The sequence below is a fragment of the Streptomyces sp. CAU 1734 genome, from assembly GCF_039888735.1.
Classification (GTDB): Bacteria; Actinomycetota; Actinomycetes; order Streptomycetales; family Streptomycetaceae; genus Streptomyces.
Genome location: NZ_JBDQQP010000005.1, coordinates 296,242 through 313,923 on the forward strand (window position 1 = coordinate 296,242; position 17,682 = coordinate 313,923).

Here is a 17,682-nt window from a genome sequence, read left to right on the forward strand (position 1 = left end):
CCCGCACATGGCAGCTCAGGCGCCCTACGGCACATGGCCGTCTCCGATCGACGCGGCACTCGCCGCCTCCCACGACGGCCGGCCCGAGTACCCCGGCCTGGTCGGCACGGAGGTCTGGTGGACAGCGCCCCGCCCCGCCGAGGGCGGCAGGCGAGCCCTCATCCGGGGGCGGGCCGACGGCACGGAGGAGTCCGTGCTGCCCGCCCCCTGGAATGTGCGCAGCCGTGTCATCGAGTACGGCGGCCACCCCTGGGCGGGGGCGGTGCGCGACGGCACCGGCCCGCTCGTCGTCTTCGTCCACCACCCCGACCAGCGGCTGTACGCCCATGAGCCGGACGTCCCCGGCGCCGAGCCGCGCCCGCTCACCCCTCTCTCGGCGGTCGGCGACGGCCTGCGCTGGGCGGATCTGCGGATCCATCCGGACCGGGGCGAGGTCTGGTGCGTCCTGGAGGAGTTCACCGGCCCGGCGCCCACCGATGTCCGCCGGGTGATCGCCGCTGTGCCGCTGGACGGCTCGGCCGCCGACGACCGGAGCGCGGTACGGGAGCTCTCCGACGACCGGCACCGCTTCCTCACCGGACCCCGGCTCTCCCCGGACGGACGGCAGGCCGTCTGGATCGCCTGGGATCATCCGCAGATGCCGTGGGACGGCACCGTGGTCAAGCTGGCCGAGGTGACCGGCGACGGCAGGCTGACCGGGGTGCGCTCGGTCCTCGGCTCCGCCGGGGAGTCCATCTGCCAGGCCGACTGGGCGCCGGACGGCTCCCTGCTCTTCGCCTCCGACACCTCGGGCTGGTGGGAGCTGTACCGGAGCGGCCCCGGGGAGCCGGACCGCGCCGGCGGCACCGCGCTCTGCCCGGGGCGCGAGGAGGAGTTCGGCGGCCCGCTCTGGAAGATCGGACTCCAGTGGTTCCACCCGCTGGAGAACGGCCTGATCGCCGTCATCCACGGCAAGGGCTCCACCGCCCTCGGCATTCTCGACCCCGAGACCGGTGAACTGGTCGACGCCGTCGGCCCCTGGACCGAGTGGGCGGCGGGCCTCGCCGTCCACGGGGACCGGGTGTTCGGTGTCGCCGCGTCGCCGCACAGCGGGTACGAGATCGTGGAGCTCGACACCCGCACCGGCCACACCCGGGTGATCGGCTCTCCCCACCGCGACCCGGTGGACCCCGCGTACTACTCACAGCCCCTGACCCGCACCTTCACCGGTCCCGGGGGCCGCGAGATCCATGCGTACGTCCATCCGCCGCACCACCCCGGCCGGAGCGCGCCCGACGGCGAACTGCCGCCCTTCGTGGTGTGGGCCCACGGCGGGCCGACCGGATACGCACCGCTCGTCCTCGATCTGGAGATCGCCTACTTCACCTCGCGCGGAATCGGCGTGGTCGAGGTCAATTACGGCGGCTCCACCGGGTACGGCCGTGAGTACCGCGAGCGCCTCCGGGAGGAGTGGGGGGTGGTCGATGTGGAGGACTGCGCCGCCGTCGCCGGAGCCCTCGCCGCCGAGGGCACCGCGGACCCGGACCGGCTGGCGATCCGCGGCGGCAGCGCCGGCGGCTGGACCACCGCCGCGTCCCTCGCCGGCACCGATGTCTACGCCTGCGGAACCATCCTCTTCCCCGTGCTGGACCTGCTCGCCTGGGCCACCGACGAGACACACGACTTCGAGTCGCAGTACCTCGAATCCCTCATCGGCCCCTTCGACGAGGTCCGTCACCGCTACCGGGACCGCTCCCCGCTCCAGCACAGCGACCGGATCTCCGTGCCCTTCCTGCTGCTCCAGGGACTGGACGACGTGATCTGCCCGCCCGCGCAGAGCGAGCGGTTCCTGGCCCGGATCGCGGGGCGCGGAATCCCGCATGCGTACATCTCCTTCGAGGGCGAGAGCCATGGCTTCCGCAAGGCGGAGACCATGATCCGCGCGCTGGAGTCCGAACTGGCCCTCTACGCGAGGACCTTCGGAATCGACCGTCCCGACATTCCGCCGCTGGAGCTGACGCAGTGACCCGTGACGCAGTGACCCGAGACGAAGGGGCCGTGCTCGCCCCGCTGGTCCGGCCCCGCCGGCTGCGGCCCGGGGCGAGGGTCGCCATCGTCGCCCCCAGCGGCCCGGTCCCCGACGACCGGCTCGACGAGGGCCTGGAGATCCTCCGCTCCTGGGAGCTCGATCCCGTCGTCATGCCGCATGTGCGCGGACGGCACACCCGGTTCGGGTATCTCGCGGCCCATGACGGCGACCGGGCCCGCGATCTGACCGCGGCATGGTGCGATCCATCGGTTTCGGCCGTGATCTGTGCCCGGGGCGGCTATGGCGCACAGCGAATGGTCGACCGGCTCGACTGGACGGCGATCCGGGCCGCCGGGCCCAAGGTGTTCGTGGGCTACAGCGATGTCACCGCCCTGCACGAGGCGTTCGCCGCCCGGGCGGGGCTGGTCACCCTGCACGGCCCGATGATCGGCGCGCTGACCTTCCTCAAGGACGGCGCCACCCGTGAGTCGCTGCGGGCGACCCTGCTCGAACCGGAATCGGTGCTGACCCTGGGGGCGGCGACCGCCCGGGCCATGGTCCCGGGCAGGGCGCGCGGCATCACCCTCGGCGGCTGCGCGAGCATGCTCGCCGCCGATCTCAGCAGCCCGGCGGCACGCGTCTCCGCCCGGGGCGGGCTTCTCCTCCTGGAGGACGTGGGCGAACAGGACTACCGCCTCGACCGCATCCTCACCCAGCTCCTCCGGAGCGGACTGCTGGAGGGTGTCACCGGTGTCGCACTCGGCTCCTGGGCCGAGTGCGGACCTTATGAAGAGGTCCGGGAGGTGCTCCGGGACCGGCTCGGCGGGCTCGGGGTGCCGGTCGTGGAGGAGCTCGGCTTCGGCCACGGGGAGACCAATCTGACGATGCCTCTGGGCGTCCCGGCCGTGCTCGACGCGGACGCGGGCACGCTGACCCTGGAGGAGCCCGCGCTGCTCTGACACCCCGCCGTGCCCCGGCCGCTCCGCCCGCCCGCCGGCGTTCCGCCGCCCTGCGGGAGGGGCGGACCGGGGCACGGGGAGTGAAATGGCCGGATCGGGATCAACCGGTGAGCGGTGGATCAACGCCGGAGAGGACTCGCGGGTCCTCTCCGGTGATCACCCCCGCCGAGAGGAACATCCCGATGCAGTCAGCATCCGAGCCGAGAACCCGCACCGTCCTCGGAGCCCTTCTGGCGAGTGCCGTCGCCGGAGCGCTCCTCGCCACTCCCGCCGCCGCACAGCCGCACCGCCCCGGATCACCGCTCACCCCGTCCGCCGCCCCCGCCGCTCCGGCTCCCGCCACCGGCACCGGCACCGGCACGGAAGCCGGCACCCGTGCCGCCACCGCCACCGGAGCCGGCACTCGCCCCGGAGCCGCCGCCCGTGCCGCGATCCAGCGGGCGCTCGACGACATCGCGCGCTCCGGTACCCCCGGTGTCCTCGCCACTCTCGACGACCGGGGCAGCCGCTGGACCGGTGAGGCCGGCGTGGCTGATCTGCGCACCGGCCGGGAGCGGCAGGCCCGGGACCACTTCCGGATCGGCTCCATCACCAAGAGCTATGTGGCCACCGTGATCCTCCAGCTCGAAGCGGAGGGCGTACTCGATCTGGACGACACGGTGGAGCGGTGGCTCCCCGGCGTCGTCACCGGCAACGGCCACGACGGAAGCGCGATCACCGTCCGGCAGCTTCTGAACCACACCAGCGGCGTCAAGTCCTACACCGACGACCCCACTCACCTGCACAACTTCTTCGGCGCGGGGTTCCTCAAGCACCGCTACGACGACTACCGGCCCGCCGATCTCGTCCGGATAGCGATGCGTTACGCCCCGGACTTCGCCCCCGGCACGAGCTGGTACTACTCCAACACCAACTATGTGCTCGCCGGAATGATCATCGAGAAGGCCACCGGCAACTCCTTCGAGCACGAGGTCGACCACCGGCTGCTGCGCCCGCTCGGGCTGCGGAACACCGTGACTCCCCGCTCCACCGTCACCATGCCCCGGCCCGCGGGCCGGGGTTACGCCATGTTCGAGCCCGGGGGGCCGGTCCACGACGTCACGGAGCTCAACGCCACCTTCACCTGGGCCGCCGGTGACATGATCTCCACCACCGGCGACACCGGCCGCTTCCTGCGCGCCCTGATCACCGGCCGGCTGCTGCCGCCCGCGCAGCAGAAGGAGCTGACCACCGCGGTCGCGGCGGACCCCGCCGTGGTGGAGGACGGCGCCTACGCTCTCGGGATCTACCCCCGCACCCTCTCCTGCGGAGTCAAGGTCTGGGGCCACACCGGCGGCACGACGGGATCCGGTTCCGAGGCGTTCATCACCGCGGACGGAAAGCGCTCCCTCGTCACCAATGTCAACGGAAACTGGGGAGGCCCGGCCCCGGACCCCGTGGAGGCGGCCTTCTGCACTCCCTAGGGAATGCCTTCACCGCCTCATCGCGCTCCGGTGGGCCGAACCCACCGGAGCGCCCCCGGCCGGCGGGCCGGGGCCGGGGCGGTTCAGAGCGGTTCGGGGATTACGCGGTCCGCCCGCGCAGGGCCGCGTAGCCCGGGCGGATCACCTCGTCGATCAGCCGGCGGCGCTCCGGCAGCGGCAGGAAGGCCGACTCGGCCGCCGCGACGGTGAACTCCTCGAAGACCTCGGGCCCGTAGCCGAACGCCTCCGTCATGTGTGCGAACTCCCGGCTCATGGTGGTGCCGGAGACCAGCCGGTTGTCCGTGTTGAGGGTGACCCGGAAGCCGAGTCGGCGCAGCAGGTCGATGGGGTGGGTGGCGTACTCCTTCGCCGCACCCGTCTGGAGGTTGGAGGTGGGGCAGACCTCCAGCGCGATCCGGTTGTCACGGACATAGGACGCCAGATGGCCGAGGGTCGCCGAGCCGTCCTCGTGGACCGTGATGTCGTCCGTGATCCGCACGCCGTGCCCGATCCGCTCGGCGCCGCAGACCTGCACCGCCTCATGGATCGACTCGGCGCCCACGGCCTCGCCCGCGTGAATCGTGAAGTGGCAGTTGTGCCGCTTCAGATGCTGGAAGGCGGGCAGATGACGGGCCGGCGGGTTGCCGATCTCGCCGCCCGCGATGTCGAAGCCCGCCACCCCGTGTTCGCGGTGAGCCACCGTCAGCTCCGCTATCTCCAGGGAGCGGTCCGTGTGGCGCATCCCGGTGAGCAGCGCGCGCACCGTGATCCGGCCGCCCGTGCGCTGCTCGCCCGCACGGAATCCGGCGTTCACCGCGTCGACGACCTCATCGAGGGTCAGCCCGCGCTCCAGATGCTGCTCGGGGGCGTACCGCACCTCGGCGTGGACGACACCGTCCGCCGCCAGATCCTCCGCGCACTCCGCCGCGACGCGCTCCAGGGCCGCACGGGTCTGCATCACCGCGCAGGTGTGGGCGAAGGTCTCCAGATAACGCTCCAGGGAACCGGAGTCCGCCGCGTCGCGGAACCAGACCGCCAGTTCCGCCGGGTCCTCGGTCGGAAGATCGCGGTATCCGTGTTCCCGGGCCAGCTCGATGATCGTGGCGGGGCGCAGACCACCGTCGAGGTGGTCGTGAAGTACTACCTTGGGGGCGCTGAGGATGTCAGACAAGTGCATGGCCGAGGAGTGTACGGCACGGCGGTGACCGCCGCCGTGACGCCGGTCTCCCGGAGCCCCGGAACGGGTCCGGCCGGCCGGTCGCGCGGGCCCGGACCCGCGCGGGACCCGCGTCCCCGGGGGTCAGTTCGACTGGAGTACGGGCAGTGCGGGCGCCCCCGTCGGCAGCATGTGCTTGGCCGCGAGCACCGGGGTGTCCCCGACCCGTACCACCTGGGTGACCAGGACGGCGGGGGTCTCGGCCGGGCGGCCGAGCTGTTCGCCCCTGCGCTGCCCCAGCAGGGTCGCGGTCACCCCGCTGTGCCCGGTCAGCGGCACCGCCCGGGAGGCCGCCGCCAGTACGGCGAGCATGGAGCCGGTGTCCGCGCCGGGCGAGCCCAGCGCCGCCGCGAACTCGGGGTGGGCCCGTTCCAGTACGCCGTCGGGCGCCGCCCACTCGTGGCTGAGCGCCACGGCGGACTCCGCGCTCAGCACCGACTCCCAGAACCGCAGCCCGGACCCGGCCGGGGCGTGCAGATGCTGGGTGGTGAAGTCGGTCGGCTCCTCCACAGCGCGCAGCAGCGGGCGCACCCGCAGCGGGGCTCCGGCGGACAGCAGCTCCTCCAGGGGCTGGAGCTGTTCGTGGCCCCGGCGCGGCGGAGCGTCGTTCACGGTCCGGCCGACCCCCCGGCGGACCGAGAGCAGCCCGTCCTCCTGGAGCAGCAGCAGCGCCTCGCGCAGCGCCGGCCTGCTCACCCCCAGTTCGGCCGCGAGCCGGGGCTCGGACGGGAGGGTGGAACCGGGCGGATAGACACCCTCGTGAATGGCGTCCGCGATGCGTTCGTAGAGCACGACCACCGGCCTGCGCTGCTGTCTGGCGACTGCCATGACCCCTCCTCGGCCGACATCCCGTCCGACGGGCTTCCCGGAGAGAGCTTGTCAGACAGGAGAGGTCCGCAGTTGAAGAACTCGCCCATGGGCCCGCAGGTCGCGGACTCACCCGTACGGCCCGCCCCAGCACTCCGCGGGCCCGTGTCGCACCCATTCTGGTGCCATGAGCGCTGAGAGATCACCGAAGGGCGGAGTCGGGAGGAGCGGTTTCCGGGACCGGCTGACCCCCACGCGGGTCGCGGTCGGCGTGCTCGCGATCCTGGCTGTCGTCTTCATCTTCGAGAACACCAAGGACGTCGAGATCCGGCTGCTGATCCCCGTGGTCACCATGCCGCTCTATGTGGCCCTGCTCGCGATGTTCGTCATCGGCGCGGTCTGCGGCGGCTACTTCTTCCGCCGCCGGGCGCGGTGACACACCCCCGCCGCCCGGACCCGCCGCCGGTCACCGGGGCGCGTGTGCCGTCCGCGCGCCGCCGGCCGTCACGACCCGCCGGACGGAGGGTGGACCGCCGCGGTGGCTCGCCGTCCCCACGGCTCACCGCTGCGGTCGCCCTTCTTCCGTACGCCAGAAGACACCGCCCCGATCGAGGCGCGGTGGAGCCCTGCTGAACCCGTACCGGCCCGCCCGCGCACACGGCGGCGGGCCGGCGGATGGACGGATGGACGGACGGGTCGGCGGGTCGGCGGATCGACGGGGCATCCGGGGTCCGGTCCGGACCGCCGGTAGCCTGGGCCGATGTCAGCCCACCACCCCGCCCCCGCCGGCCCGCCGCCCCTCGCCCGCGGCCCCCGGGTGACGATCGGGCCGTACGCGCACGGCGACGCGGAGGAGTTCACCGCGGCGGCCCGCGACTCGGCCGCGCTCCACCGGCCGTGGCTCTTCCCGCCGCGGACGGTCCGGGAGTACCGCGACTGGGCGGCCCGGCTGACCGAGGACCCCGCCCGGACGGGATTCCTCCTCCGCGAGCGCGCCGCGGGCGGCCGGATCGCCGGATTCGTCAACATCAACAACATCGTGGGCGGCGCCTTCCGCTGTGGCGCGCTCGGCTACGGATCCTTCGCGCACGCCGCCGGGCGCGGGCTGATGGCGGAAGGTCTCGCCCTGGTGATCCGGTACGCCTTCGGCCCGATGGAGCTGCACCGGCTGGAGGCCAATGTCCAGCCCGGGAACAGCGCCTCCCTGCGGCTGGTCCGCGCCGCCGGCTTCCGGCTGGAGGGGATGTCGCCCGATTTCCTCTTCATCGACGGAGCCTGGCGCGACCACGAGCGCTGGGCGATCACCAGCGAGATGGTTCCGCAGGACGGCCCCGCGGGCACCGGCACCGCTCCCGCCCCCTGACCTCGCCGTACCCGCCCTGGTTCCCGCGTCTCCGAATCCCCCTTGAGCGCTTACCGCCCCAGGGCCGAGGATGTGTGCCATGCGCAATATCGTGGTGATCGAAGCGCCCTCCAATCTGGGGCTGCGGCCCCCCGCCCCCGGCACCGTCCCCGGCTGTCACAAACTCGCGGGTGCTCTCCGCGAGCAGCGGATCGTGCAGCGCCTGCGGGCCCTCGACGGGGGAGTCGTCGTCCCGCCCCGCTATGACCGGGGCGACTGGCAGGTGGGCGACGGAGTCTTCAACGCCGCCGCCATCGCCGCGTACACCCCCCGCCTCGCCGACCGGATCGAGCACCATGTGCGCGCCGGGGACTTCCCGCTGGTCCTCGGCGGCGACTGCTCGATCCAGCTCGGCGCCTCCCTCGCGCTGCGCAGACTCGGCCGGTACGGACTCGCCGTCCTCGACGCCTCCGCCGACTTCCGGCACCCGGGCAATTCCGACCGTATCGGCGCGGCCGGGGGTGAGGAGGTCGCCCTCGGCACCGGCCGGGGCCAGGACGATCTGACCGATCTGGAGGGGCTGAAGCCCTATCTGCGCGACGAGGACATCCGGTATCTCGGCCTCCGCGACGAGTTCACCGAGGACAACGCCGAGCTCGCGGAGCTGAGGATCCCCCGCGCGACCATCTCCGAACTGCGCGCCCTCGGCCCGGCCGAGACGGTCTCCGCCGTGGTCCGCAGCCTGGAGATCACGGCGCTGGACGGATTCTGGGTCCATCTGGACGCCGATGTCCTCGACCCCGAGGTGATGCCGGCCGTCGACAGCCCCGACCCCGGCGGACTCCTCCCCGCCGAACTCGCCGTACTGCTCGCCGGATTGCTGCGCTCCCCGCGCTGCACCGGCATGAATGTGACCATCTACGACCCCGACCTCGATCCGGACGGCCGGGCGGGCGCCCTGCTCACGGATCTGATCGTCGCAGCCTTCGAGGCCGGCCGCACCGGGACCGCGGGCCCCGACTTTGCTGAAGACTGACCCTCGGCACCCCTGTTCGCCGGCCCGATGACGATGTTCCATGGTCATCGGGCTGCCCCCGGAATCCGGCAGTCCTTCCGAGAGCGAAGCGAGGTTGCCTTGGCCACGACCGTGCGGCGTACCGTACTGACTCTGCCCGCGGCTCCGGTGGGGCCCGCGAATCCGCTGCCCGCGCTGCGGACCCTCGACGGGACACACACCGTCGCGGAGCGGGACCGGCGGGAGCTGCCCCGCGAGATGGCCCGGCAGATCGGCTACGAGCCGCTGCGCACCCTGCTCCCGGTCCGGGTCCTCGACGGCTACGGGCGCGAGCGCACCCCCACCGATCTCGACGCGATCGTCATCGAGAACGACCGGCTGCGCGTCACCGTCCTCCCCGGCCTCGGCGGCCGGATCCACTCCCTCCACCACAAGGCGACCGGACGGGAACTGCTCTACCGGAACCCGGTCTTCCAGCCTGCGGACTTCGCCCTCAACGGCGCCTGGTACTCGGGCGGCGTCGAGTGGAACATCGGCGCCACCGGTCACACCGCCCTCTCCGTCGCACCGCTGCACGCCGGGATCGTGCCCGCCCCCGACGGCGGCGAGATGGTCCGGCTCTGGGAGTGGGAGCGGCTGCGCGACCTCCCGTTCCAGATCGATCTCTGGCTCCCCGCCGACTCGGACTTCCTCCATGTCGGGGTCCGCGTCCGCAATCCGCACGAGCGGCCGGCGCCGGTCTACTGGTGGTCCAACATCGCGGTGGAGGAACATCCCGGCACCCGGGTCGTCGCCCCGGCCGAAGACGCCTGGCACTTCGACTACGAGCGCACCCTGACCCGGGTGCCGGTGCCGGAGCACGACGGAGTGGACCGGACATATCCCCTGCGCAGCGAGTATCCCGCCGACTACTTCTACGAGGTGCCCGCCGGGGCCCGGAAGTGGATCGCGGCCCTCGGCGCGGACGGCAGCGGCCTCGCCCAGACCTCCACCGCGCTGCTGCGCGGGCGGAAGCTCTTTCTGTGGGGCTCCGGGCGCGGCGGGCGCCGCTGGCAGCGCTGGCTGACCGAACCCGGCACACCGGGATACGCGGAGATCCAGGCGGGTCTCGCCCGTACCCAGTTGGAGCATGTCCGCCTGGAGGGCGGGGCGGAGTTCAGCTGGCTGGAGTCGTACGGGCCGCTCACCGCCGACCCCGGCGCGGTGCACGGCGACGACTGGGCGGCGGCCCGCGACGAGGTCGGGTCCCGGCTGGCCGACGCCCTTCCGGCGGAGGCGGTCGACGCCGCGTACGAGGCATGGCTGCCGTGTGCCGACACCGAACCGGTGCGCATGCTCGCCACCGGATCGGGCTGGGGCGCGCTCGAACTGCTGCGCGCCGGTCTCAAGCTTCCGGGCACCCCCTTCCCGGAGTCGACGCTGGGGGAGGAGCAGGCACCCTGGCACGAGCTGCTGACCACCGGTGTGCTGCCCGAACCCCGCAGGGTCGCCCCGCCGGGCCCCTCCCTCGTCGCCCCGCACTGGCGGGACATGCTGGAGACCGCCCCGGCCGATCCGCTCACCGAGTACCACCTCGGCGTCGCGCAGTGGCATGCGGGCGATCTGGCGCAGGCCGTGCGCAGCTGGGAGCGCGGGCTCGCGCTCGCCCCCTCCCGCTGGCCGCTGCTGCGCTGCCTCGCCGTCGCGGACCAGGAGGGCGGCCATTCGGTGCGGGCCGCCGAGCGCTATCTGGAGGCGTTCGAGGATCTCTGCCAGGAGCGCCGCGACAGCGGCGAGAGCTGGACGGCCGCGACCGCGTCCCTCGGGCGCGAGGCCATCGAGGCGCTGCTCTCGGCCGCCCGCGCGGCGGACGCGCGTTCCGTCTGGGCCAGGCTGCGGCCCGAGGTCCAGCGGCGCGGCAGGTTCCGGCTGATCCACGCCCGGCTGCTGCTCGCGGAGGGCCACCGGGAGGAGGCCCGGGCCATCTTCGACGCGGGGTTCGAGGTGGCGGATCTGCGGGAGGGCTCGGAGGCCCTCCGGGAGACCTGGGCGGCGCTCACCGACGACCCGCTGCCGGAGGCGTACGACTACCGGATGCGTCCCCCGGCGGCGCGAGGGTGAGCCGGTGTGTCCGGGGCGCGAGCCGGTCCCGGACAGTGCCGGTCCCGCCCCGCGCCGCGGACGCACCGGGGCCCCGGGCTCACAGGGAGACCCGGGGCCCGCGCATCACCGGCCGGGGTTCTGGACGCCGATCTTCCGGTCGGCGTACTCGAAGACCGAGCCATCGGGGTGAACGGCTATCAGATTCCGCCCCGCCGGGGTGGCGACCGGGCCCGCGACGACCCGCGCGCCGACCTCGGAGAGGGTCGCGCCGGCCTCGTCCACATCCCTGACCGCGATGGTCGCCGTCACCTTGCGGAGCACTTCCAGCTCCGATTCGGGTCCGCTCATCAGCAGAAAGCAGCCGACCGCCGCGACCGATACGCCACCGCGCTCGAACCGCTGCGCGGTGCTGCCGGTGAGCCGTTCGTAGACTGCCGCCGCCGCGTCCAGGTCGGTGACGCAGATGCGCAGCGTGGTTCCGAGGATCTCCATGGCGGAGAGCCTAGTTGGGAGGCGCGGGGCGGCGAAAACACTTGGCGGAACCCGTGCGGAGGAGTCCGCCCCGGCCGCCCGCCGGGGCCTCCCGCGCCGCCCGCCGCCGTGCCGCGGGCCGGTTGTCAGACCCGGCAGAGCACCTCTCCGTGCGGCACCATGAACCAGGCGTCGTCCCGGCCGCCCCACTCCCGCCAGCCCTCCGCGATCCCGGCGAGCCGCTCCGCCGAGGCGTGGCCGCCGTCGACCGCGATCCGCGCGTACCCCGAGGAGACCGTGCGGTCCGCCCAGAGGCCGCTCCACCACTCCCGCTCGTCCGGAGCGGCGAAGCACCAGGCCGAGGCGGAGGAGGTGACCTCGGTGAAGCCCGCGGCACGGACCCAGGACAGCAGCCGCCGCCCGGCGTCCGGCTCGCCGCCATTGGCGCGGGCCACCTGCCGGTAGAGACCCAGCCACTCGTCCAGCACCGGTGAACCGGGAAACCAGGTGAAGGCGCCGTAGTCGGAGTCCCGCGCCGCGACGATGCCGCCGGGGCGGCACACCCGCCGCATCTCGCGCAGCGCCCCCACCGGGTCCCCCAGATGCTGGAGCACCTGATGCGCGTGGACGACGTCGAAGGAATCGTCCGGATACTCCAGCGCGTTGACATCCGCCACCGCGTACTCCGTGTTGGCCAGCCCGCGTCCGGCGGCCACCTCCCGGGCCCGCGCCACGATTCCCGGATCCCGGTCCACCCCGGTCACCCTGCCCTCCGGCACCAGCCCGGCCAGATCGGCGGTGATCGTGCCGGGCCCGCAGCCGATGTCCAGCACGCTCATCGCGGGCGTCAGCTCGCCGATGAGATATCCGGCCGAGTTGGCGGCCGTGCGCCAGGTGTGCGAGCGGAGCACGGACTCATGGTGGCCGTGCGTGTAGACAGCGGTCTCCTGCGGCATGTGTGCCTCCCTTTCCGGGACTTCACCGGTCCCGGAAAGGGTGACATGCCAACCAAATGATGAGACAGAGTGTCTTGCTATCTGGACATCACAGAAGGGATTCCGGGCGGTACACGGTCAGCGCCCCGACCGCCTTGTCCAGAACCAGCGCCGGCGGCGCACCCCGCACCTCCCCGTCGAAGGCCAGCTGGGTGCCCGGTGCCAGACCGCTGACCCGCAGCGTGTGCCGCTGCTCGTTGGCGTGTACGGGGGAGCGGCTCAGCGGGCCCGCGAGCGCCGCCGCCAGCAGCCGCAGCCCCGGCCACCTCCCCCCGTGCACCACCCGCACATCGAGCAGACCGTCCGCCAGATCCTCCCGGTGGCCGGGGGTGGGACCCACCCGCCGGTAGACCCCGTTCCCCGCGAAGAGCAGCCACATCGGCCGCTCCCTGCCCTCCACCTCGGCCCGCAGCGGATGGCCCCGGCGCAGCACCCGCGCCGCCGCGAGCACCCCGGCCGGCCAGCCGCCGATCCGCGGCGACCAGCGCTCCCGGATGTTCACCAGCTCCGGATACACGCCCAGGCTGAAGGTGTTGAGGAAGTACCCCGGCCGCTCATCGGCCGCCGGCTTCCCGCCGCCGGGCGGCACCGGGGTGAACCTGCCCAGATCGACCCGGACCGCCTCCCCGTTCTCCAGCGCCCGGCAGGTGTCGTCGCCGGTCTCGATACCGAGGTCGTACGCGAAATGGTTCAGGGTGCCGCCCGGGAATACCGCCAGCGGCACCCCCGCCTCCACCGCCGCGACCGCCGCACTGTTGATCGTGCCGTCGCCGCCGATGATCCCGAGCGCCCGGCCGCGCCGCGCCGCCTTCTCCAGCGCCTCGGTCAGCTCGCCCGGCTCGCACTCCACGATCTCCGCGAGCGGCAGCAGCTCCCGCACCCGCACCGCCGAATCCGCCGTTCCCGCGCGCTGGTTCACCACGATCACCAGCCCCTCGCCGCCCGGCAGCGCGGGCGCGCCCGCCTGCGGCCGTCCCGGCGACGGCAGCTGCGCGCGCGTCGGCACCAGCGCGCGCACCACGAAGGCCGCACCCACTCCCAGCGCCGCGCCCGCCAGCACATCACTCGGGTAGTGCGCCCCCGTGTAGATCCGGGAGAAGCCCACCGACACCGCCACCGGGGCGATCACCGCGCCCCACCCCCTGGACTCCAGGGCGACACCGGCGGCGAAGGCCGCGGCCGACGCCGAGTGGCCGGAGGGGAAGGAGGTGGTGAACGGCTGCCGCTTCAGCCGCCGCATCACCGGAACCGCGTCCAGCAGCGGCCGGGCCCGGCGCACCGAGCGCTTCCCGACCGTGTTGATCACCGTGGACGCGAGGGCGAGCGACGCCACCCCGCGCACCGCCGCCCGCCGCGACCGGGCGCTTCGCCCCAGTACGGCGATGCCGGCCGCCGCGCCGAACCAGAGCAGTCCGTGATCGGCCGCCCGGCTCAGTCTGGGCAGTACCGGTTCGGCGCCCGGCCAGGAACGGGTGGCGACGGCACGGAACGCCTCCCGGTCCCACTGGCCGAGCAGGGCGCGCACGCCGGCCTGCCGCTGGGCGTCGGGCGGGGTGCGGAGGAAGACGGGCGGGACGCGGAGGAAGGGGAGCGGAAGACCGGGGAGGGAGGACATGGGTCGCGGGTACCCCGGGAAGCGGGGCGGCACGCCAGGCCGCCGCCATTCGGGTCCGTACCGCTCCTCCCGCCCTCGCGAACGCTCCGTGTGACGGTGTGGCCACCGGGAGTGCCGGTGTCGCCCGGGGTTCGGGAGTACGGGCCGGCCGCCCGCGCGGGCGCCGGTGTCCAAACCTCCGTAACCTCCTACCAGGGGACTGGTGACGCGCCCGCGCTCGTGACGGCGGTGAGGTGGTGGTCCGATGCGGCACACGGATTCCGGAGGGCACGGACCCGTCCGGTACGGGCCCGGCGCACCCGACACGGGCCTGCCCGTCCTCCCCGGTCTCGCCGACGTGGTCGCCGCGGCCGCCGCGCACGCGCTGGGGGAGCCGCCCGGCGGCGGGCCGGTGCTGCGGGAGGCGGCGGCGGGCTACTGGTGGCGGCGCGGCCTGCGCGGCCACCCCGAGGACATCGCCGCCGCCCCGGGACCGCAGCCCCTGCTGCTGGCCCTCATCGCCGCGCACGACGGCGATGTGCTGATGCCCCGCCCCTGCCCGGCCTGGTGGACACCGCAGATCAGACTGCTCGGCCGGCGCGCCTACCATGTGCCGACGCCCGCCGAGTGCGGCGGAGTGCCCGACCCGTACGCCCTGCTGGAGACCGTGCGCCGGGTACGGGCCGAGGGCGGCGTGCCGCGGCTGCTGCTGCTCTCCGTGGCCGACGACCCCACGGCGACCGTCGCACCGCCCGAGACCGTGCGGGAGGCGTGTGAGGCGGCCGTGAGCGAGGGGCTGCACATCATCAGCGACGAGACCTGGCGCGACACACTGCACCGGCCGGACGGGACCGTCATGCTGAGCCCCGCCGAGATGTGTCCCGGGGAGGTCACCCTGATCAGTGACCTCGCGGGAGCGCTGCTGCCCGCCGCCTGGCCGGTGGCCGTCGCCCGCTTCCCGCCCGGCGCGGCGGGAGCGGCCCGGCGGGCGAGGACGCTCGACATCCTCACCGCGCTCGGCGCCCTGGTGGCCGAGCCCCTCGCGGCCGCCGCCGCGCATGCCCTCGACGAGCCGCCGCCCGTGGCCGCCCGGACGGCCCGGGCGAACGCGCTGCATGCCGCGGTGGCCGCCGCCGCCCATCACACGGTGCTCGCCGCGGGCGCACTCGCCCGGCCGCCGGCGGCGGGCCGTCATCTCTACGCGGATCTGGGGCCGTTGCGCGGGCCGCTCGGCGAGCGCGGGGTGAGCGATTCGATGGATCTGGAGGAGTATCTGACCGCCCGGCTCGGGAGCGCCGTGCCCGGCGGCCACCGCTTCGACGACGAACTGGGCGCACTGCGGGTCCGGCTGGCGACCGCCCCGCTGCTGGGCGCGACCCCCGGGGAGCGCGCGGAGTCCCTGGAGGCACCGCGGCCGCTGGAATCGCCCCGGGTCGAGCGGGCCCTGGCGAGGCTGCGCACCGTCCTCGACGATCTGACGTGATGTGACGTGCTCCGCCCTTCGCCCGGGAGGGGCGGCGGACCGGACGGGGTGACGGGCCTGCGCGGGTACGGATCACGGAGCCCCTGTCGCGCCCCCGCCCGGGGAATCACGCCTCGCCGGGTGCCTCCGGATGCCGCCGCGGGCGCCGCAGCCGGCGCCAGAGTGCCGGGGCGGAGCTCAGCACCACGGTCAGCACCACCGCCACCATCACACCCTTCCACGCCTCGTCGAAGAGCGAACCGCCCAGAATCCCGATGAGCTGATAGGTCACCGCCCACGCCAGACAGGCCGGGAGATTCCCGCGGATGAAGGTGCGCATCCGCATGCCGGAGAGCAGACAGGCCAGCATCACCGGTATCCGCCCGGCGGGTATCAGCCGGGAGAGCACCAGCACCGTCACCCCGTGGTCCGCCAGCTTCTCCCGGGCCTGCTCCAGCCGTTCCGGCGAGGCGTGCTCGCGCAGCTCCCGCAGCCGGCGGGAGCCGTTCTTGGAGCGGACACCGCGCAGACCGAGCCAGTACAGCGTCACATCGCCCGCGAACGCCGCCGAGGACGCCACCAGAAAGACGAACAGCAGGGAGAGCGGCGCCGTCTGGTGAAAGGCGACCACCGCGGCCGAGCTCACCACCGCGCCCGTGGGCACCACCGGTACCAGCGCCCCCAGGGCCACCAGCAGAAAGAGCGTGGGATAGCCCACGGCCTGCTGGGTCGACTCCGTGGTGATGCCCGCCACCGACTCCGACAGCTGTCCGAGCACATCCGAGGTCAGCAGAGATCTCACCGGGCCGCCTCCGGCCTGAAACGTTCACCGTGGAGCAACCGGTGCACCGAGACATCCGGGGCCAGTCCGGCCGCCTTGCGCACGAACTCCTCCCCCGGGGAGTGGAATTCATGCGGCCGGATCCCGTCCATCCCGATCGGCCAGTAGGTGCCGTAGTGCACCGGCACCGCCGCGCGCGGCGCCAGCGCGGCGAGGGCCTGCGCCGCCCGGCCCGCGTCCAGATGCCCGTGTCCCAGATAGGGGCCCCAGCCGCCGACCGGCAGCAGCGCCACATCCACCTCGCCCACCTCGTCGGCCATCGTGTCGAAGAGCCCGGTGTCCCCCGCGAAGTAGGTCCGCGCCTCGCCGCTCACCACGAAGCCGAGGGCGGGCGACCGGTGCGGGCCGACCGGCAGCCGGCGCCCGTCGTGCAGTGCCGGGACCGCTCGTACCGTCAGGTCCCCGACCCTGGTCTCGTCTCCGGGTGCGACCTCGGTGACCCTGAGTCCCATCCGGGTCAGCCCCGGTACGGAACGCGTCGCTCCGACCGGTGCGATCACCCGGGTGCCCGGGGCCAGCCGGGCGAGTGAGGGCAGATGGAGATGGTCGGAGTGGAGATGGGAGACGATCACCGCGTCGGCCACCGCCGCCTCGGCGGGCGGCAGCTCCCCGCGCCGCCGGCGCAGATGCGCCAGCCTGCGGGCGAACAGGGGGTCGGTCAGGACCCTGACGCCGGAGTCCTCGACCGTACAGGTGGCATGACCCCACCACGTGATCTCCACCGCGGCGCACCCCCTCACTCCTCGACGGCGGACCCGGCGGTCCCGGCCGGCCGTGCCCGCTTCCTCACTCAACTGTGCCAGGTTCCCGCGACCTGCCCGGTCCGATCCTGTCCAGCACCGCTCGACCGGCACTTGAGGCCCGCTCGCGCCGGCGCCCCGGGGGCGGCTTCCCGGATGAGCGCGGGACGCCATCCGGAGTAGGGTCTGCGGCGAACGACGAGAGCAGGGTGAACGATCATGAACGGCTTACGTGTGGCGGCGATTGCCAGCCTGACCCCCCTTGAGGAGCTCGACCAGGACCCCTTCCTGGTGGACACCCGCAGCCAGCAGGCGATGTGCGCGCGCTGGGCGGCCGACCGGGGACACACCGTCACACGGCAGCTCGTCATCTGCGGAATGCGCCACGACGACCGCGGACTCTGGTCCGATGTGAACGAGGGGCAGGTGGATCTCTTCGTCGCACCCAACGAACGGGTGCTGGGCAGGGCGCTCAGCTCGGTGAGCGACTTCATCGCCGAGTGCGGGCGGCGCGGGGTGGCCCTGGAGACGGCCGGGCTCGACGAACCGGTCTACGACGCGGCGATGAAGGCGGATGTGCACCGCAGGCTCTCCATGCCGACCGCCGGCTACGACGGCTGCTGACCCGGGCCGCCGCGACGGCCGGTGGGGCGGTCCGCGCACCGCGGGGGATGGCAGCCCGTGTAC

General features: G+C 73.7%; 16 protein-coding genes. 9 read left to right on the forward strand and 7 right to left on the reverse strand.

The window, feature by feature from the left end:
- Window positions 1-7: 7 nt before the first annotated feature.
- From AAFN69_RS11960 to AAFN69_RS11970, 3 genes are all read left to right on the forward strand, one after another.
- A complete protein-coding gene (locus AAFN69_RS11960; protein WP_347728371.1) occupies window positions 8-2,005 on the forward strand; it encodes a prolyl oligopeptidase family serine peptidase in 1,998 nt (665 codons plus the stop codon).
- The gene (locus AAFN69_RS11965; RefSeq protein ID WP_347728372.1) at window positions 2,002-2,967 is read left to right on the forward strand and encodes an LD-carboxypeptidase; all 966 of its coding nucleotides are present in this window, start codon (window positions 2,002-2,004) and stop codon (window positions 2,965-2,967) included. The genes AAFN69_RS11960 and AAFN69_RS11965 overlap by 4 nt, the downstream gene beginning before the upstream one ends.
- 182 nt (window positions 2,968-3,149) lie before the next feature.
- On the forward strand, window positions 3,150-4,430 hold the full coding sequence (locus tag AAFN69_RS11970; RefSeq protein WP_347728373.1) for a serine hydrolase domain-containing protein: 1,281 nt from the start codon (window positions 3,150-3,152) through the stop codon (window positions 4,428-4,430).
- Between the two features lie 100 nt (window positions 4,431-4,530).
- On the opposite strand, the gene AAFN69_RS11975 is transcribed toward AAFN69_RS11970, so the two are convergent.
- The gene (locus AAFN69_RS11975; protein ID WP_347728374.1) at window positions 4,531-5,607 is read right to left on the reverse strand and encodes an adenosine deaminase; all 1,077 of its coding nucleotides are present in this window, start codon (window positions 5,605-5,607) and stop codon (window positions 4,531-4,533) included.
- A 123-nt stretch (window positions 5,608-5,730) separates the two neighbouring features.
- Complete coding sequence (locus tag AAFN69_RS11980; protein ID WP_347728375.1) at window positions 5,731-6,474, reverse strand: GntR family transcriptional regulator; 744 nt, start codon at window positions 6,472-6,474, stop codon at window positions 5,731-5,733.
- A gap of 166 nt (window positions 6,475-6,640) precedes the next feature.
- On the opposite strand from AAFN69_RS11980, the gene AAFN69_RS11985 reads away from it, so the two are divergent.
- The 4 genes from AAFN69_RS11985 to AAFN69_RS12000 all read left to right on the forward strand — a co-directional run bounded on the left by AAFN69_RS11985 (window position 6,641) and on the right by AAFN69_RS12000 (window position 10,910).
- On the forward strand, window positions 6,641-6,889 hold the full coding sequence (locus tag AAFN69_RS11985; protein WP_347728376.1) for a LapA family protein: 249 nt from the start codon (window positions 6,641-6,643) through the stop codon (window positions 6,887-6,889).
- A 324-nt stretch (window positions 6,890-7,213) separates the two neighbouring features.
- Window positions 7,214-7,816: a GNAT family protein gene (locus AAFN69_RS11990; RefSeq protein WP_347728377.1), complete on the forward strand. Its 603-nt coding sequence runs from the start codon at window positions 7,214-7,216 to the stop codon at window positions 7,814-7,816.
- Window positions 7,817-7,895: 79 nt separating this feature from the next.
- Window positions 7,896-8,831 (forward strand): arginase family protein, encoded by a 936-nt coding sequence (locus AAFN69_RS11995; protein ID WP_347728378.1) that lies wholly within the window; start codon window positions 7,896-7,898, stop codon window positions 8,829-8,831.
- A 99-nt stretch (window positions 8,832-8,930) separates the two neighbouring features.
- Window positions 8,931-10,910 carry a DUF5107 domain-containing protein gene (locus AAFN69_RS12000; RefSeq protein WP_347728379.1) on the forward strand — a complete coding sequence of 660 codons (1,980 nt, stop codon included), beginning with the start codon at window positions 8,931-8,933 and terminating at the stop codon, window positions 10,908-10,910.
- A 105-nt stretch (window positions 10,911-11,015) separates the two neighbouring features.
- Here AAFN69_RS12000 and AAFN69_RS12005 read toward each other — a convergent pair whose 3' ends face one another.
- The 3 genes from AAFN69_RS12005 to AAFN69_RS12015 form a co-directional block, all read right to left on the reverse strand.
- Entirely contained in the window at window positions 11,016-11,384 is a 369-nt protein-coding gene (locus AAFN69_RS12005; protein ID WP_347728380.1) for a VOC family protein, read from the reverse strand.
- Between the two features lie 125 nt (window positions 11,385-11,509).
- Complete coding sequence (locus AAFN69_RS12010) at window positions 11,510-12,319, reverse strand: methyltransferase domain-containing protein (RefSeq protein ID WP_347728381.1); 810 nt, start codon at window positions 12,317-12,319, stop codon at window positions 11,510-11,512.
- Between the two features lie 88 nt (window positions 12,320-12,407).
- Window positions 12,408-13,973: a phosphatase PAP2 family protein gene (locus AAFN69_RS12015; protein WP_347728382.1), complete on the reverse strand. Its 1,566-nt coding sequence runs from the start codon at window positions 13,971-13,973 to the stop codon at window positions 12,408-12,410.
- A 244-nt stretch (window positions 13,974-14,217) separates the two neighbouring features.
- Here AAFN69_RS12015 and AAFN69_RS12020 point away from each other — a divergent pair, with 244 nt between their 5' ends.
- The gene (locus tag AAFN69_RS12020) at window positions 14,218-15,435 is read left to right on the forward strand and encodes an aminotransferase class I/II-fold pyridoxal phosphate-dependent enzyme (protein ID WP_347728383.1); all 1,218 of its coding nucleotides are present in this window, start codon (window positions 14,218-14,220) and stop codon (window positions 15,433-15,435) included.
- A 106-nt stretch (window positions 15,436-15,541) separates the two neighbouring features.
- Here AAFN69_RS12020 and AAFN69_RS12025 read toward each other — a convergent pair whose 3' ends face one another.
- Both AAFN69_RS12025 and AAFN69_RS12030 read right to left on the reverse strand, forming a co-directional pair.
- The gene (locus tag AAFN69_RS12025; protein WP_347728533.1) at window positions 15,542-16,207 is read right to left on the reverse strand and encodes a VTT domain-containing protein; all 666 of its coding nucleotides are present in this window, start codon (window positions 16,205-16,207) and stop codon (window positions 15,542-15,544) included.
- A 5-nt stretch (window positions 16,208-16,212) separates the two neighbouring features.
- Entirely contained in the window at window positions 16,213-16,977 is a 765-nt protein-coding gene (locus AAFN69_RS12030) for an MBL fold metallo-hydrolase (RefSeq protein ID WP_347728384.1), read from the reverse strand.
- A 237-nt stretch (window positions 16,978-17,214) separates the two neighbouring features.
- On the opposite strand from AAFN69_RS12030, the gene AAFN69_RS12035 reads away from it, so the two are divergent.
- Window positions 17,215-17,619, forward strand: coding sequence for a hypothetical protein (locus AAFN69_RS12035; protein WP_347728385.1), 405 nt, complete (start codon window positions 17,215-17,217; stop codon window positions 17,617-17,619).
- Window positions 17,620-17,682: the final 63 nt, after the last annotated feature.

Coding starts and splice junctions, on each gene's coding strand:
- AAFN69_RS11960 (WP_347728371.1), top strand. CDS start 8: ATGGCAGCTCAGGCGCCCTACGGCACATGGCCGTCTCCGATCGACGCG.
- AAFN69_RS11970 (WP_347728373.1), top strand. CDS start 3,150: ATGCAGTCAGCATCCGAGCCGAGAACCCGCACCGTCCTCGGAGCCCTT.
- AAFN69_RS11975 (WP_347728374.1), bottom strand. CDS start 5,607: ATGCACTTGTCTGACATCCTCAGCGCCCCCAAGGTAGTACTTCACGAC.
- AAFN69_RS11980 (WP_347728375.1), bottom strand. CDS start 6,474: ATGGCAGTCGCCAGACAGCAGCGCAGGCCGGTGGTCGTGCTCTACGAA.
- AAFN69_RS11985 (WP_347728376.1), top strand. CDS start 6,641: ATGAGCGCTGAGAGATCACCGAAGGGCGGAGTCGGGAGGAGCGGTTTC.
- AAFN69_RS11990 (WP_347728377.1), top strand. CDS start 7,214: ATGTCAGCCCACCACCCCGCCCCCGCCGGCCCGCCGCCCCTCGCCCGC.
- AAFN69_RS11995 (WP_347728378.1), top strand. CDS start 7,896: ATGCGCAATATCGTGGTGATCGAAGCGCCCTCCAATCTGGGGCTGCGG.
- AAFN69_RS12005 (WP_347728380.1), bottom strand. CDS start 11,384: ATGGAGATCCTCGGAACCACGCTGCGCATCTGCGTCACCGACCTGGAC.
- AAFN69_RS12010 (WP_347728381.1), bottom strand. CDS start 12,319: ATGCCGCAGGAGACCGCTGTCTACACGCACGGCCACCATGAGTCCGTG.
- AAFN69_RS12015 (WP_347728382.1), bottom strand. CDS start 13,973: ATGTCCTCCCTCCCCGGTCTTCCGCTCCCCTTCCTCCGCGTCCCGCCC.
- AAFN69_RS12020 (WP_347728383.1), top strand. CDS start 14,218: ATGCGGCACACGGATTCCGGAGGGCACGGACCCGTCCGGTACGGGCCC.
- AAFN69_RS12035 (WP_347728385.1), top strand. CDS start 17,215: ATGAACGGCTTACGTGTGGCGGCGATTGCCAGCCTGACCCCCCTTGAG.